Consider the following 14,015-nt stretch of genomic DNA (forward strand, 5'->3'; position numbering starts at 1 on the left):
TCTGTGCCCCGGCGGGGACGAGCCCGCGCTCGCGCGCGTAGTCGGCCAGCATGTCGCGCAGCTGGCGGCGGCCGCGGTGCAGCCGGGACATCACCGTGCCGATGGGGGTACCCATGATGTCGGCGATCTCCTTGTAGGCAAAGCCCTCGACGTCCGCGAGATACACCGCGATGCGGAACTCCTCGGGGATCGCCTGCAGGGCCTCCTTCACGTCCGAGTCCGGGAGGTGGTCGAGCGCCTGGGACTCGGCGGACCGCAGGCCAGTCGACATGTGCGACTCGGCCCGCGCGAGCTGCCAGTCCTCGATCTCCTCCGCCGCGCTGCGCTGCGGCTCCCGCTGCTTCTTGCGGTAGGAGTTGATGAAGGTGTTGGTGAGGATGCGGTACATCCACGCCTTGAGGTTCGTGCCCTGGCGGAACTGGTGGAAGGAGCCGTACGCCTTGGCGTAGGTCTCCTGCACGAGATCCTCGGCGTCCGCGGGGTTCCTCGTCATCCGCAGGGCGGCGGAGTACATCTGGTCCAGGTAACCGAGGGCATCACGCTCGAAACGGGCGTTCCGCTCGGCTTCGGTCTCGGCGCCGTCCGCCCGCGTGGTCTCGTCCTGCGTGCCCTCGTCTGTGCCGGTGACGGGACCCACCTCCTCCCTCGTGGCGGTGAACCCGTCGAGGGGCCCACTCGCTTCGGAGGATAGACGACGGGCAGCCCCTGCCGCTGTCTGGGAGCCGCGCTCGGCGGCCAGCCGCAGCGTCGCCCAGTCGATCTCCGCGGCCCGCGGGGCGGGCAGGAGCACGGCTGGGGAGGCGGAGGCGGGGCGCGTGGGGCAAGCGGTCGAACCCATGGGGGCGGTCTCCCTCTCTCACACGAATCGATCACCGCGTCGGCGGCGCTCGACTGTGTCAACACCGGTACGCCACAGGGCATTCCCGGCCGGAGGTGATCTGGGACACGGCGGCGTCAGAACAGGGCCGCCCGCTCCGGCCCGGGCAGCTCGCGGACCAGCTCGGGGCCGTTGTTCCGCACGTCGCTGACGTCCGTGGTGACCGGATAGGCACGGAACGTGCCCGGCGGGGGCGGGGCGAGCAGCGGGCGTATCGCCTCCGGGTCCGTCCGGGCCGGGTCCAGCCAGGCGTCCCAGCGCTCCGGCGGCAGCGCCAGCGGCATCCGGGGGTGGATGTCGGCGAGGCAGCCGGGCCCGTCCTCACCCGCGCTCCCGCCCGCCAGCGGCGTCGTCTCCGCCTCGGTGGTCACGATGGTGCACGTCGCCCACCAGGCGCGCGGGTGGTCGGACGGCAGGCCCGGGTCGCGCCAGAACTCGTACAGCCCGGCCATGGCCATGACCGAGCCGTCGGCGGGCGTGACGAAGTACGGCTGCTTGCGGGGCCGCTTGCGCTTCCCCTTCTCCTCCTCGGCCCGCTCCTGCCTGCCGGTCATCCACTCGTAGTAGCCGTCGGCCGGGACCAGGCAGCGGCGCGCGGCGAACGGCCTGCGGTAGGCGGGCTTCTCGTGCACGGTCTCGGCGCGCGCGTTGATCATCCGGGCGGCGGAGGCGGGAGACTGAGCCCACGAGGGCACCAGGCCCCAGCGCAGCGCCCGCAGCTGCCGGACGGGCTCGGGACCCGCCCCGGGCTCCTTCAGCGGACGGTCGAGCACCACGTAGACCTCTTTGGTGGGCGCGACGTTCCAGTCGGCGGGGAGGCGCTGGGCGGTGTCCCAGCGCTCCACACCGAAGAGCGTGGCCAGGTCCTCGGGTGAGCGGCTGGCCGCATACCTTCCGCACATGCCTACGGAGCGTACCGGCCGCCACTGACGACCGTCCCCGGCCCGCTCCCGGGCGGGCGGCCGCCGCGCGTGCGGACGGCGCGACGGAATCACGGAGACCGCACACGGGGCATACACACCGTTCACGGCATCCGCACGTGCACGCGCCGCCCCCCTTGACGCGCACCCGGCTTGGCCACATTCTCGGGAGCGCTCCCACTGATTTCTTACCGCTTTTTCACCGGCGGCCTGGTGTCGCGCCGCCGCCCCCGTCGGGCGGCGCGGGAACACCGCACCCGGGCCGGTCCGCACCCGCTCCGGCTCCGCCCCGTTCCCCAGCACCTCACCGCGCCTGCCCACGCGGGGAAAGAGCAGGTCCCGGGGGTCGTTGCCGCATCCCGAAGCCCCGGGGCGGCCCCACCGGCACCCCGGCCGCACACGCGACCTGTTCGAATAGAGCGGGTCCCTGGACCGGTGAGCGGCGCCTAGCCCCGCCGCTCACCCCGCGGCCCCGGAACGGCCCGTCGTTCCGGGGCCGCGGCACGCTCAACCACGCGCGCGACCCGGCCCGATACGGGGAGCGACGGGCACACCGTTTTCGAACACCCGGGCGCCGCTATGGTGTTCGCCACTGCATGTCCATCGCAAGAGAGACGGGGACCGAGCCGTGGACTACTGCACCACCTGCCGACGCTCTCTCAACGGCAGGCTGATATGCCCGGATTGCGGTGAGCTGGCAGCGTTTCCCAGAACGAGTGAGGCCCGGCGCGCGGACTCCGGTGCCCCGGCCGAAGACTCCCTCCCCACGCCAGCGCAGGCGCCGGGCGCCTCCCCCATGCCCGGCGAGGCCGACCGCGTGCCGCGCCCCCGCCGCCCCCGGGAGGACGACGAGGACGGCGCCCATCCCGCTGCCACCAGCCAGCTGCCCGTGCTCGCCGCGCTCACGGATGAGCCGGACGACGAATCCCCCGCCCCGCCTCCGGGCTCCCGTGCCCCCCGCCGCCACGCGGCCCGGCGCCGCCGCGGCCCCCGTTACGCGATCGCCGGGGTCCTTGGCCTGGCCCTGCTGGGGCTCGCGGTAGCGGAGGTCGGCGAGGTGGTCATGCCGTCGAGCGAACCGGCCGGCTCGGAGCAGGAGACCGAGGCCGCTGCCCCGCCGGCGACGCCCGAGACGGACGCCGGATCACCCAGCGAGGCCGAGGAGACGGACGGCCCCGGGATGACCGACGCTCCCTCCGCTCCGGACGGCGAGGGCCAGGACCCCGCCGGCGACGGCGGCGACGCGCCCGCGGGCGGCACCGAGACCGGCCGGAACGAGCCGGATGCCGGCAGCGACCAGCCGACCGCCGAGGGCAGCGGCAGGGTGGAAGAGGCCCCGTCGAGCCCCGAGGACTCCGGCGAGCCCGGCCAGGGGCGCGATACCGGCTCCGGATCGCCGAGCGAGCCGGGCGACGACGGAGACGAGCCCGAGCCCGATCCGTCGGACGACAGCAGCGAATCGCCGTCCCCCGACCCCACCGACGAGGAGGGCGACGGGGACGACGACGAAGACGACGACGGCGGCTGCTTCCTCTTTATCTGCTGGTGAGTGATCCGCTGGTGCCGGCGCCGCGGGCGTTCTGACGCGGCGGCACCCGGGCACAGCCGAGGGCCCCGGCTGGGGCTAGTCGACCGGGGCCCTCGGAGACGTGACGCGCTGTCAGCGCAGGGGCGCGTTGGTCCGTGCGCTTCTTTCCTTGTTTACTCCTCGCCGCCGCCGTTGCCGTTGCCGTTGCCGTTGCCGAAGAGCATGGCGTAGACGCCGATGGCGATGGCGACGTCCGCCTGCGCCCAGAAACGGTGGTAGACGAACTCCGGCACCTCGCCGCCGTCGATGTACTCCTGCACCCGCGGCCAGTCCGGGTCGTCGTGCAGGAAGGAGCGGATCGAGTCGAACGTGGCGCCCGGCTCGATGACGTCGCCATTGGGCATCGTGCCGCTCCAGCCGTCCGGGATGTAGACCTCGTCGGCCAGGCGGTTGTACGCATCCCTCGGCTCCGGCACCGCGATGCCGATGTCGTCGGTGTGCGCCAGCAGGCTCTCGATCAGCCCGGCCGCCGCCTCCTGCGCCTCCGTGTTGCCGGTGGCAGCCGCGTAGAAGGCCAGGGTGTTGGCGAGCGACCCGGTGATGCCCACGTCCTGCGAGTAGTTGACGACCGAGACGTGCAGGCCGTCGTTGGAGCCGGGGTTGTCCGGGTCCCAGGTGTCGGGGGCGCCCGACCACTCCAGCGTCGAGGGGATCTGGTAGTCGGAGCCGGTGGTGATCTCGCTGAGCACCCACGGCACCCACTTGTCCAGGATCTCCCCGGCGAGCTCGTTGCCGGTCACGTAGTACAGCTCGGCCACGCGCTGCATCGACCAGGCCTGGAAGCCGAACCAGTTGTTGGACGGCGGGTCGTGGTAGACGGGCTGCCAGTCGTAGTACATCCCGTAGAACGTCGGGGTACCGGACGGCGGCTCGCCGTACGCGCCCTCCCAGCTGTTCGTGGCGCCGCCGGCGATGGCGCCCTCGGCGGACTGGAGCCAGCGGTAGAACTCGAGCTGCCGCTGGAGGCTGGTGTCCCAGTCCTGGCCCGCACTGGGCGACTGCGGCGTCAGGGGGCCCTGGCTGGAGAGGGCGTAGGCGGCCATCGGGTTCTGGTAGCCGAAGTGGCAGTGGCTGGAGCCGATGCGCCAGGCCCAGCCCGCGCTGGTGTCAAGCGCGCCGCCCCAGGCGTAGTACCAGGACAGCAGGTAGTGCGCGCTGCTCTTGCCGCTGCCGGGCGAGCAGCTGTCGGCGCCGACGCACTCACCGACCTGCTTGAAGTACTTGTCGTACATCGCGTAGCGCAGGTAGTCGCCCATCCGCGACGCCTTGGCCACGGTCTCGGCGACGGCGTCCGCGTTGCCCTGCTCGGTCGCCCACTGCTGGGCCCAGTAGGCCGCCTGCACGGCGCGGGCGTCGGCGTCGGGGGCGTTGGTGTAGCGCCACTGCTGCGCGTAGGAGGCGTCCTGCGTGAACAGGTCGAGGAACCCGTTGGGCCCGCCGTAGGAGAAGTCCTCGATCGACGGGTGCGGCACGGTCTCGAAGACGGACTCCTGCGGGCCGCGCTGGTAGGTGTTGATGAACGTGGGCCCGTCACCGTAGCCGTAGACGTTGTCCACGTCCTGCAGCCAGTGCATGCCGTAGATGTCGTCGGTGCCGTAGGTGGCGGCCAGCTCGTCCGCGAGCGGGTCCTCACCCACCGGGACGTCGGGGTTGAGCGCCGACGGGTACGACGACGGCTCGTTGTACTCCGGCGCGTAGGTGGCGGGAGAGTTCGGGTCGTAGAAGCTGTTGGTGGGCTGCTGCTCCGACGAGGGGATCATGTACTGCTCCATGATTCCCCAGGCCTCGTTGAAGGGGCCCCAGTCGCCGGTGATCCGGCCGTACAGCGCCTCCAGCCAGATCAGGTACGAGTACGCCTCGGACGTCGTCTCGTGCCCGTGGTCGGGAGCCTCGACCATGAGGGTCTCGACGGAGTGGTACGGGATGCCCTCGGGCGAGAAGTAACCGCTGGCCGGGTCCTTGATCTTGTTGTACAGCTCAAGGAACTGGTCCTCGGCCTGGCGCAGGCTCGGCCCACTGGCGTTCGGGGTGTCTCCCTGAGCCGTGGAGGCGAGCTTGAGGGAGACCGGCAGAGTCAGAGCCGCGGAGCCGGCGAGCACGGCACGCCGGGAAACGCTGGACTTGGCTCTGTGTGAGTTCACGTCGGACGATCCACGGTGGATCCGCATAACGCCTCCAGGCGGCTTCATGGGGGGTCAAGAGGCAGTGCTGCGCACATGACGTGCACACGGAAACCAGTGGGAGCGCTCCCAAGAATCGAAGCAACGTCATCGATACGTCAACCCCCTTGACACAACGGAACACTTCGAGGCAGGTCAGCGATGATTTCTTGAACGCCCCCTTGGCGGGAGGGGGAGTTGTGGCCTACGGTCCCTTCAACCAGTGGGAGCGGTCCCAAAGCGTCAGGCGTCCAGGACGGCGCGCCCCGACGACCGGAGTCGCTCCGCGTATGCATCCCCACATCCGCCCATACGACCGCCACAGCCCGCGCACTCGCCGGGCCCCCGCGCTGTGCGGTTCCCGAACGCGGCCCCACCGCCGCGTTCGGCGTGACATGCGCACGCCAGCGCTGGGCCCGATGAGACCGCTGGAGCCTGCGGCCGGCCGTGCGCCGGATGCCGGGGCAGACCCGAGAGCCGCCCGGTCTTCCCGGCACGCCCTTCCGGCCCGCGACCGCTTGCAACGAGCAGACATGCGCACCCTTCTGGAGGAAGGACTGCAATGAGCCGCACGAACCCCCCACAACACCGCCGGCTGAGGCGGTCCGCGAAGATCGCGGCCGCTGCCATCGGCGCGTGTGCGATCGCCACGGGCACGCTGAGCATGGCCAGCGCGGACGAGGCGAGCACCCTCCAGCGGGTGGACAACCCGTTCGAGGGCGCCACGATGTACGTGAACCCCGACTGGTCCGAGAACGCCGCGAGCGAGCCGGGCGGTGACGCCGTCGCCAACGAGTCCACCGCCGTGTGGCTGGACCGGATCGCCGCCATCGAGGGCGACGACGAGACCATGGGCCTCCAGGAGCACCTCGAGGCCGCGGCCGCCCAGGCCGAGTCGGAGACGGTCGTCTTCCAGTTCGTCGTCTACAACCTGCCCGGCCGCGACTGCGCCGCGCTGGCCTCCAACGGTGAGCTGGGGCCGGACGAGATCGACCGCTACAAGAGCGAGTTCATCGACCCGATCACCGAGATCGTGTCGCAGTACTCGACGGTCGAGAACCTCCGGATCGTCCCGATCATCGAGATCGACTCGCTGCCGAACCTCATCACGAACGTCGGCAGCCGCGAGACCGCCACGCCCGAGTGCGACGAGATGCTGCAGAACGGCAACTACGTCGAGGGCGTCGCCTACGCGCTGTCGCAGCTCGGCCAGTTCGACAACGTCTACAACTACCTGGACGCGGGCCACTACGGCTGGCTCGGCTGGGACAACAACTTCCGCCCCACCGCGGAGCTGTTCTACGAGACGGCCAACCACGGTGACGCCACGCCGGAGGACGTCGCCGGCATCGCCGTGAACGTCGCCAACTACGGCCCGACGGTCGAGCCCAACTACAGCATCGACGACACCGTGAACGGCACCTCCGTCCGCGAGTCGAGCTGGGTGGACTGGAACCAGTACGTGGACAACCAGTCGTTCGGCCTCGCGCTGCGCGACGAGATGGTGAGCGTGGGCTTCCCGTCCGACCTGGGCCTGATCATCGACACCTCGCGTAACGGCTGGGGCGGCCCCGACCGGCCTGACGGCCCGGGTCCGCAGACCAGCGTGGACGAGTACGTGGACGGCAGCCGCGTCGACCGCCGCATCCACGTCGGTAACTGGTGCAACCAGGCCGGTGCCGGCCTCGGTGAGCGTCCGCAGGCCTCTCCCGTCGCCGGGGTGGACGCCTACGTCTGGATCAAGCCGCCGGGGGAGTCGGACGGCTCCAGCGAGGAGATCCCGAACGACGAGGGCAAGGGCTTCGACGAGATGTGCGACCCGGAGTACCAGGGCAACGTGCGGAACGGCAACAACCCGTCCGGTGCCCTCCCGGACGCGCCGATCTCCGGTCACTGGTTCTCGGAGCAGTTCCAGGAGCTGCTGGCCAACGCCTACCCGCCCCTGTGACGGACAGCGTTCCCTCCAGCCACCAGGAACGACTGAGCGCCTCCGCAGCTGAGCGCCTCAGTACATGAGAGCATCTCCCGCCCCCGCCCCCGGCGCCACCGGCGCCGGGGGCGGGTGGCGTTTTCAGGCGACAGGACCGCCAACTGCGCAGCGGGCGAACACACATGCCGTCCCTTGTATCCGCGCACACAGACCGCCCGAGGACCTGTGGTGAGCGGCACGCGTGAAGGGCCGACACGATACCCTCATGACCCCTCGCCCAGAACACGTGGCACTCCTCGAAAACCCGGCACCCCGCCCGCGAAACCGCAGGTCATCAAGTGTGCTCCCCACGCACGTGGGGATGGTCCTTCCTCTCGGGTCAGGGTGTTGGGTGTCTGCTGGTGCTCCCCACGCACGTGGGGATGGTCCCCGCGCTTCGGAGTGGTCGGCGTCCACGGCGGCGTGCTCCCCACGCACGTGGGGATGGTCCGTCCTCACGTGGCGAGTACAGGGGAGGATGCGGGTGCTCCCCACGCACGTGGGGATGGTCCCGGTGAAGAAGGTCATCGAGCCTACGGGGCTGCGTGCTCCCCACGCACGTGGGGATGGTCCCGCCGCTGCTCATCTATATGCCTGCGCCACGCCGTGCTCCCCACGGACGTGGGGATGGTCCGTGCCCCTGCGGCCGGGCGGACGGTGCTGCCGCATGCGGTCGCGGGGCGGGCCCGGCCGGCGTGCTCCTCCCCGCGTGCCCGACGTTGCGGCACCGGGCAGGCAGCCACCGGAACCCGTCCCGCGACAGCGCGTGGGCGGCCGTGGGAACGTGCGCGGCTCGCGGCACTGGGCGCGGGGCAACAGCGCCCCCGCGCCTTCACGTCTTGAACGGACGGCCGCCCCGCCCTCAGGCGTCGAGCGGTTTGCGGCCAACGCCGCCGAGCGCCAGGAGACCGGCGTGCCCCAGCGGCTCCGCCACTGGTTCGTCGGGCCGCCAGTACGGCAGGGCAACGATGCCCGGCTCGACGAGGCTGAAGCCGTCGAAGAACGCGGTGATCTCCTCGCGGTCCCGCATCTGGCCGCGCCCCAGCGCCTTCACCATGACGCTCTCCAGCTCCCGGGTCTCGGGGAAGGCGTTGGTGACGTGCGAGAGCGTCAGGTAGCTGCCGGGCGCGACGCGGTCACGGTAGGCGGCGACGAGGCCGCGGGGGTCCTCCTCATCGAGGACGTGGTGGATGACCGCCAGCATGACCAGCCCGATTGGCCGGGAGAGGTCGAGGAACCCCTCGACCTCCGGGTGTGTCAGCACTCCGTCGTAGTCGAGGAAGTCGGCCGTGATGACACGGGTGTGAGCGTTCTTGGCCAGAATCGCCTGGCCATGTGCGTAGACGATCGGGTCGTTGTCGACGTAGACCACGCGGGCCTGCGGGTTGACGGACTGCGCGACCTGGTGCGTGTTCTGCGCCGTAGGCAGGCCGGAACCGAGGTCCAGGAACTGGTCGATACCCTGCTCCGCCAGGTACCGCACGCTGCGGATCAGGAAGGCACGGTTGATCTTCCCGGCCTCCATCGCCTCCGGAGAGATCTTCCGCAGCTCCTCGACAACGGCGCGGTCCACCGCGTAGTTGTCCCGGCCGCCGATCGCCGCGTCGTACACGCGCGCGATGCTCGGCTTGGAGGTGTCGACGCCGGGCGGGGCGGTCTCCTCTTCCTCCAGGCCGGGGCGCGACCAGGCCCAGTCCTCGGGCTGCTCCGCCGCGTCGCCGCCTGTTAATCCGGGCATCACCCAGCTCCCTTCGTCCCTTGCCCCTCGGGGCATGTGACTCGTCTCGGAAGCCGCAGTGTGGCACAGCGCGCACACCGGAGAGCACCCCGCCCTCCGGGCGCGGGCCCCGTCGCCGGCCAGGGCCTCGCGCCCCCGAAGTACCCCGCCATAAGGGGCAGTTGACGAAGCCCGGCGGGATCAGGACGAGGGCCGGCGGACCAGTTCGGTCGGCAGCACTAGCTGCGGGCGTTCCTCTCCCCCGTTGCTGATCTCGGACAGCAGCGACCGCGTCATGGCGCGGCCCATGCCCTCCGTCGGCTGGCTGACCGAGGTCAGCGGCGGGTCGAGGTGGCGCGCCAGCGGCGAGTCCTCGAAGCCGACGAGCGCCACGTCCTCCGGCACCGTCCGGCCCTGCTCGCGCAGGGCGCGCCGGGCCCCGACCGCCATCAGGTCGGAGGCGCAGAAGACCGCGTCCAGGCTGGGCCGCCGCCGCAGCAGCTCCTTCATGGCGCTGTAGCCGCTCTCCTCCGTGAAGTCGCCGCGCGCGATCAGCTCGTCGCTGTCCTCGCGCCCGGCCGCGCGCATCGCCTCCCGGTAGCCGGCCAGGCGGCACTGGGCGACGTACATGTCGGCGGGCCCGGTGATCGTGGCAACCGTGGTGCGGCCACGGCCCAGCAGGTGCTCGACGGCGAGCTGGGCGCCCCCGGTGTTGTCACAGTCCACGTACGGCACGCGCTCGTCGGCGGAACGGCGCCCGGTCATCACCACCGGGATGCCCGCTTCGGACAGCTGATCGGGCAGCGGGTCGTCGCCGTGGACGGAGATCAGCAGGACACCGTCCACACGGTGCGAGGCCGCGTACTGGGCGAAGCGCGCCCGTTCCTTGGGGGTGCGGATCAGGGTCAGCAGCAGCTGGATGTCGGTGTCCGCGAGTTCGGCACTGACCCCCCGGATGATGCCCGAGAAGAACGGCTCGGCGAACAGCCGGTGCTCCGGCTCGGGCACGACGAGGGCGATGGCGTCGGACCGGTTCGCTGCCAGGGCACGGGCGGCCCGGTGCGGCACGTAGCCGAGATCGGCGATGGCCTGCTGGACCGCGGCACGGGTACGGTCGCTCACGCGGGGCGAACCGTTGATTACCCGGGACACCGTGCCCCGGCCCACCCCCGCCCGGGCCGCGACTTGTTCAAGAGTTGGTCTCCCATCGCGGCCGGCCCCGCGCCCTGCCACTCCTGCCATCTTTCCTCCCGTATCTGCCGTACGGCTCAACTACATCACGGATGCCGACCCGTGATGTTTGACGTCTTGACACCCGTCGTAGGCTCAGGAACCCTTCAACTCATCACATCTGGGAGCGCTCCCACACAGCACAAACCCTACAGAACCCGTACGTTCCGAGCCCAGGCCCATCCCCCCACGTGTCGCACCACCCGGCTGGGAAGGCAACGTTCAGTGCGCCAGGAGGACGACCACGTTATGCGCGACAGCTTCCGCATTTCCCCCTCAGCACGCCGAAAGCTCCGCAGATCAGCTGCCCTCGCCATGACCGCGACGCTGGCCACCGGGCTGCTCGCGGCCTGCGGCAGCGATGACAACGGCGGCGACGGCCAGATCACGCTCAACGTCGCTGTCTTCGGGCAGTTCGGCTTTGAGGAGGCCGGACTGTACGAAGAGTACGAGCGGCTGCACCCCAACATCACCATCGAGCAGTCCTCCGTCGCCGAGAACGCGGATTACATCAGGCAGCTGCGGAACCGGCTGACCCAGAACAGCGGGCTTGCGGACATCCAGGCCATCGAGGTCGGCAACATCGCCGAGATGACCGGGGACCTGAACCCCCGCTGGATCGACTTCAACGAGTATGGCGTCGATGTCGACCATTTCCAGGACTGGAAGGTCACGCAGGCGACGACCGAGGACGGCCGGCTGATCGGTCTGGGCACGGACATCGGCCCGATGGCGGTCTGCTACCAGCCCGAGCTCTTCGAGCAGGCGGGTCTGCCCTCCGACCCCGAGGAGCTGGCGGCCGCGTGGGAAGGCGACTGGGGTGCCTACGTCGACCTCGGTGAGCAGTACGCCGAGAACGCGCCCGAGGGCACCACCTTCACCGACTCGGCCGGCGGTGTCTTCAACGCCGTCGTCTACGGCTACGAGGAGCGGTTCTACAACGCCGACGGCGAGTACATCTACGAGACCAGCCCGGCCGTCCAGGACGCCTGGGAGCTCAGCAGCCGCGTCGCCACCACCGAGGGCATGAGCGCCCAGCTGCAGCAGTTCTCGGACGAGTGGAACCGCGCGGTCGCCAACGGTGACTTCGCCAGCATCGTGTGCCCCGCCTGGATGCTCAACTTCATCCAGGAGACGTCCGGCGAGCGGGGTGAGGGCCGCTGGAACGTGACCACCGCGCCGCAGACCTCCAACTGGGGTGGCTCGTTCATCGGCGTCCCCGAGGCCTCCGAGCACAAGGAGGAGGCCGCCGAGCTGGCCGCGTGGCTGACCGCCCCCGAGCAGCAGGCCCGCCTGTTCACCGAGCGGAGCATGTTCCCCAGCTCGGCTGAGGCCGCGGAGATGCCCGAGGTGCGCGACGCCACCAACCCGTACTTCCAGGACGCGCCGACCGGCGAGATCTTCTCCGAGGCGGCCGGCCAGATCCCGGACGCCGCTATCGGCCCGCGTGACCAGACGATCCAGGAGCAGTTCACCAACGGGCTCGTCCAGATCGAGCGCCAGGGCGTGTCCCCCGACCAGGCCTGGGACAACGTCCTCAGCGAACTCGAGAACGCACTGGCGGAGTGAGCGGAACAGACATGACGACCGAGCACCAGGCGGCCGCGCCTCCCGGCTCTCCGGGGGGCGCGGCCCCGCGCCTGAACAAGAGTCCCAGCGGCCAGGAATCCGGGCAGTCCCCTGGCCGCGGCAAGGCGGCGAAGAGCCCGTCCACGTGGCGCTCCCGCCGCTACCGCTGGGACATGAAGTACAGCCCGTACGGCTTCATCGCGCCGTTCTTCATCTTCTTCGGCCTTTTCGGGCTCTTCCCGCTTCTGTACACCGGATGGGCCGCGCTCCACGAGGTCTCGGCCATCAACACGGACGAGATGACGTGGGTGGGCTTCGACAACTTCAGCCGGCTGTGGGACGACCAGTTCTTCTGGAACGCCTTCCGCAACACCTTCACCATCGGCATCATGTCGACGGTGCCGCAGCTGGCGATGGCCATCGGCCTGGCCCATCTGCTCAACTACAAGCTGCGCGGCAGCATGTTCTTCCGGGTGGCCATCCTGGCGCCGTACGCCACGTCCGTGGCCGCCGCGGCGATCGTCTTCGTCATGCTGTTCGGCCGCGACTACGGCATGATCAACTGGGCGCTGGGCTTCGTCGGCATCGACAACATCGACTGGGAGTCCGGCACCTGGACCTCGCAGTTCGCGGTGTCGTCCATCGTCATCTGGCGCTGGACCGGGTACAACACGCTCATCTACCTCGCCGCCATGCAGGCCGTGCCCGACGACCTGTACGAGTCGGCGTCCCTCGACGGCGCCAACCGCTGGCAGCAGTTCTGGCACGTCACCATTCCGGCGCTGCGGCCCACGATCCTCTTCACGATCGTGGTGTCGACCATCGGCGCGACCCAGCTGTTCGGTGAGCCGCTGCTCTTCGGCGAGGGCAAGCCGGACGGCGGCGCCTCCGGCCAGTACCAGACCCTGGGTCTGTACATGTACGAGATCGGCTGGACCAACCTCCACCTCGGCCGGGCCGCCGCCATCGCCTGGACGATGTTCATGCTGCTCATCGTCATCGGCCTGATCTACTGGGCGCTCACTCGCTGGGTGAGCCGGAGCAACGGCGAGGAGTCATGATGGCGACCACGACGACCGCGCGGTCCGAGGCCGTCACGGCGGACACGACGCCCCCGCAGACCCGCCCCCCGCGGCGCCGCGACCGCAAGGCGGGCACGCCCGGGCGCCACATGCACGGCGGCTGGCTGACCTACCTGATCCTCGGGATCTTCACCGTGGGATCGCTCTTCCCGCTGGTATGGGCGTTCATCGCGTCCTCCCACGACAACGCCCGCCTGGCCAGCAACCCGCCGCCGTTCTGGTTCGGCGACCGGCTCGGCCACAACTGGGAACTGGCGTGGAACAACGCCAACATGGGCAAGGCGCTGGTCAACACCGTGTTCGTGGCCTCCATGATCACGTTCACAACCGTGCTGTTCGCGACCCTGGCCGGGTTCGCGTTCGCCAAGCTCAGGTTCCGCGCCAAGAATGTCCTGATGCTGCTGGTGATCGGCACCATGATGGTCCCGCCGCAGCTGACCGTGGTCCCGCTGTTCATGTACATCGCGGACCTGGGCTGGACCGACCACCTCCAGGCGGTCATCCTCCCGATGATGGTCAGCGCCTTCGGCGTGTTCTTCATGCGGCAGTACCTGCTCCAGGCGCTGCCGACCGAGCTGATCGAGGCGGCGCGCGTCGACGGGGCGCACAGCCTGCGTCTGGTGTGGCACGTCGTCTTCCCCGCCGCCCGGCCCGCCATGGCCGTGCTGGGGATGCTGACGTTCGTGATGGCCTGGAACGAGTTCTTCTGGCCGATCATCGTGCTGTCCCAGAACAACCCCACGATGCAGGTGGCACTGACGGCTATCGGCCAGGGCTACGTGCCCGAGCAGGGCGCGATCATGGCCGGTGCCGTGATCGCGACGCTTCCGCTGCTGCTCGCGTTCGTGCTGTTCGGCCGGCAGATCGTGGGCGGCATCATGCACGGAGCGGTCAAGGGCTAACC

General features: G+C 70.2%; 10 protein-coding genes and 1 CRISPR repeat array. Of the genes, 5 read left to right on the forward strand and 5 right to left on the reverse strand.

Annotation, left to right across the window (positions count from 1 at the left end; translation table 11 throughout):
- Together JK356_RS17405 and JK356_RS17410 are read right to left on the reverse strand one after the other, a co-directional pair.
- Positions 1 to 637, reverse strand: a 637-nt coding sequence (locus JK356_RS17405) for a sigma-70 family RNA polymerase sigma factor (RefSeq protein ID WP_201869420.1), incomplete at its 3' end; no start/stop codon positions are given.
- A 317-nt stretch (positions 638 to 954) separates the two neighbouring features.
- A complete protein-coding gene (locus JK356_RS17410) occupies positions 955 to 1,779 on the reverse strand; it encodes an SOS response-associated peptidase (RefSeq protein ID WP_201869204.1) in 825 nt (274 codons plus the stop codon).
- An 814-nt stretch (positions 1,780 to 2,593) separates the two neighbouring features.
- Here JK356_RS17410 and JK356_RS17415 point away from each other — a divergent pair.
- Positions 2,594 to 3,346 carry a hypothetical protein gene (locus JK356_RS17415; protein WP_201869210.1) on the forward strand — a complete coding sequence of 251 codons (753 nt, stop codon included), beginning with the start codon at positions 2,594 to 2,596 and terminating at the stop codon, positions 3,344 to 3,346.
- A gap of 152 nt (positions 3,347 to 3,498) precedes the next feature.
- Here the strand turns inward: JK356_RS17415 and JK356_RS17420 are convergent, their stop codons facing one another.
- The gene (locus JK356_RS17420; RefSeq protein WP_307815684.1) at positions 3,499 to 5,553 is read right to left on the reverse strand and encodes a glycoside hydrolase family 48 protein; all 2,055 of its coding nucleotides are present in this window, start codon (positions 5,551 to 5,553) and stop codon (positions 3,499 to 3,501) included.
- Positions 5,554 to 6,106: 553 nt separating this feature from the next.
- Between JK356_RS17420 and JK356_RS17425 the strand changes: the two genes are divergently transcribed.
- Entirely contained in the window at positions 6,107 to 7,492 is a 1,386-nt protein-coding gene (locus JK356_RS17425; protein ID WP_201869215.1) for a glycoside hydrolase family 6 protein, read from the forward strand.
- A gap of 322 nt (positions 7,493 to 7,814) precedes the next feature.
- Positions 7,815 to 8,149: a CRISPR direct-repeat array (repeat unit 28 nt; unit sequence GTGCTCCCCACGCACGTGGGGATGGTCC).
- 226 nt (positions 8,150 to 8,375) lie between these two features.
- Here the strand turns inward: JK356_RS17425 and JK356_RS17430 are convergent.
- On the reverse strand, positions 8,376 to 9,251 hold the full coding sequence (locus JK356_RS17430; RefSeq protein ID WP_201869222.1) for an SAM-dependent methyltransferase: 876 nt from the start codon (positions 9,249 to 9,251) through the stop codon (positions 8,376 to 8,378).
- Between the two features lie 180 nt (positions 9,252 to 9,431).
- Positions 9,432 to 10,472: a LacI family DNA-binding transcriptional regulator gene (locus JK356_RS17435; protein ID WP_201869223.1), complete on the reverse strand. Its 1,041-nt coding sequence runs from the start codon at positions 10,470 to 10,472 to the stop codon at positions 9,432 to 9,434.
- 303 nt (positions 10,473 to 10,775) lie between these two features.
- Here JK356_RS17435 and JK356_RS17440 point away from each other — a divergent pair, with 303 nt between their 5' ends.
- The 3 genes from JK356_RS17440 to JK356_RS17450 are packed head-to-tail and all read left to right on the forward strand — an operon-like array spanning position 10,776 to position 14,013.
- Entirely contained in the window at positions 10,776 to 12,029 is a 1,254-nt protein-coding gene (locus tag JK356_RS17440) for an ABC transporter substrate-binding protein (protein WP_236671499.1), read from the forward strand.
- 11 nt (positions 12,030 to 12,040) lie between these two features.
- The gene (locus JK356_RS17445; RefSeq protein ID WP_201869226.1) at positions 12,041 to 13,090 is read left to right on the forward strand and encodes a carbohydrate ABC transporter permease; all 1,050 of its coding nucleotides are present in this window, start codon (positions 12,041 to 12,043) and stop codon (positions 13,088 to 13,090) included.
- Positions 13,087 to 14,013, forward strand: a complete 927-nt coding sequence (locus JK356_RS17450) for a carbohydrate ABC transporter permease (protein ID WP_374100668.1) — start codon at positions 13,087 to 13,089, stop codon at positions 14,011 to 14,013. The genes JK356_RS17445 and JK356_RS17450 overlap by 4 nt, the downstream gene beginning before the upstream one ends.
- The last annotated feature ends 2 nt before the right edge of the window (positions 14,014 to 14,015 follow it).

It is taken from the genome of Streptomyces sp. 7-21, assembly GCF_016741785.1.
Taxonomy (GTDB): domain Bacteria; phylum Actinomycetota; class Actinomycetes; order Streptomycetales; family Streptomycetaceae; genus Streptomyces.

What these genes read in the sequence shown, in the direction of transcription:
- JK356_RS17410 (WP_201869204.1), bottom strand. Translation starts at nt 1,779, where the DNA reads ATGTGCGGAAGGTATGCGGCCAGCCGCTCACCCGAGGACCTGGCCACG.
- JK356_RS17415 (WP_201869210.1), top strand. Translation starts at nt 2,594, where the DNA reads ATGCCCGGCGAGGCCGACCGCGTGCCGCGCCCCCGCCGCCCCCGGGAG.
- JK356_RS17420 (WP_307815684.1), bottom strand. Translation starts at nt 5,553, where the DNA reads ATGCGGATCCACCGTGGATCGTCCGACGTGAACTCACACAGAGCCAAG.
- JK356_RS17425 (WP_201869215.1), top strand. Translation starts at nt 6,107, where the DNA reads ATGAGCCGCACGAACCCCCCACAACACCGCCGGCTGAGGCGGTCCGCG.
- JK356_RS17430 (WP_201869222.1), bottom strand. Translation starts at nt 9,251, where the DNA reads ATGCCCGGATTAACAGGCGGCGACGCGGCGGAGCAGCCCGAGGACTGG.
- JK356_RS17435 (WP_201869223.1), bottom strand. Translation starts at nt 10,472, where the DNA reads ATGGCAGGAGTGGCAGGGCGCGGGGCCGGCCGCGATGGGAGACCAACT.
- JK356_RS17440 (WP_236671499.1), top strand. Translation starts at nt 10,776, where the DNA reads ATGACCGCGACGCTGGCCACCGGGCTGCTCGCGGCCTGCGGCAGCGAT.
- JK356_RS17445 (WP_201869226.1), top strand. Translation starts at nt 12,041, where the DNA reads ATGACGACCGAGCACCAGGCGGCCGCGCCTCCCGGCTCTCCGGGGGGC.
- JK356_RS17450 (WP_374100668.1), top strand. Translation starts at nt 13,087, where the DNA reads ATGATGGCGACCACGACGACCGCGCGGTCCGAGGCCGTCACGGCGGAC.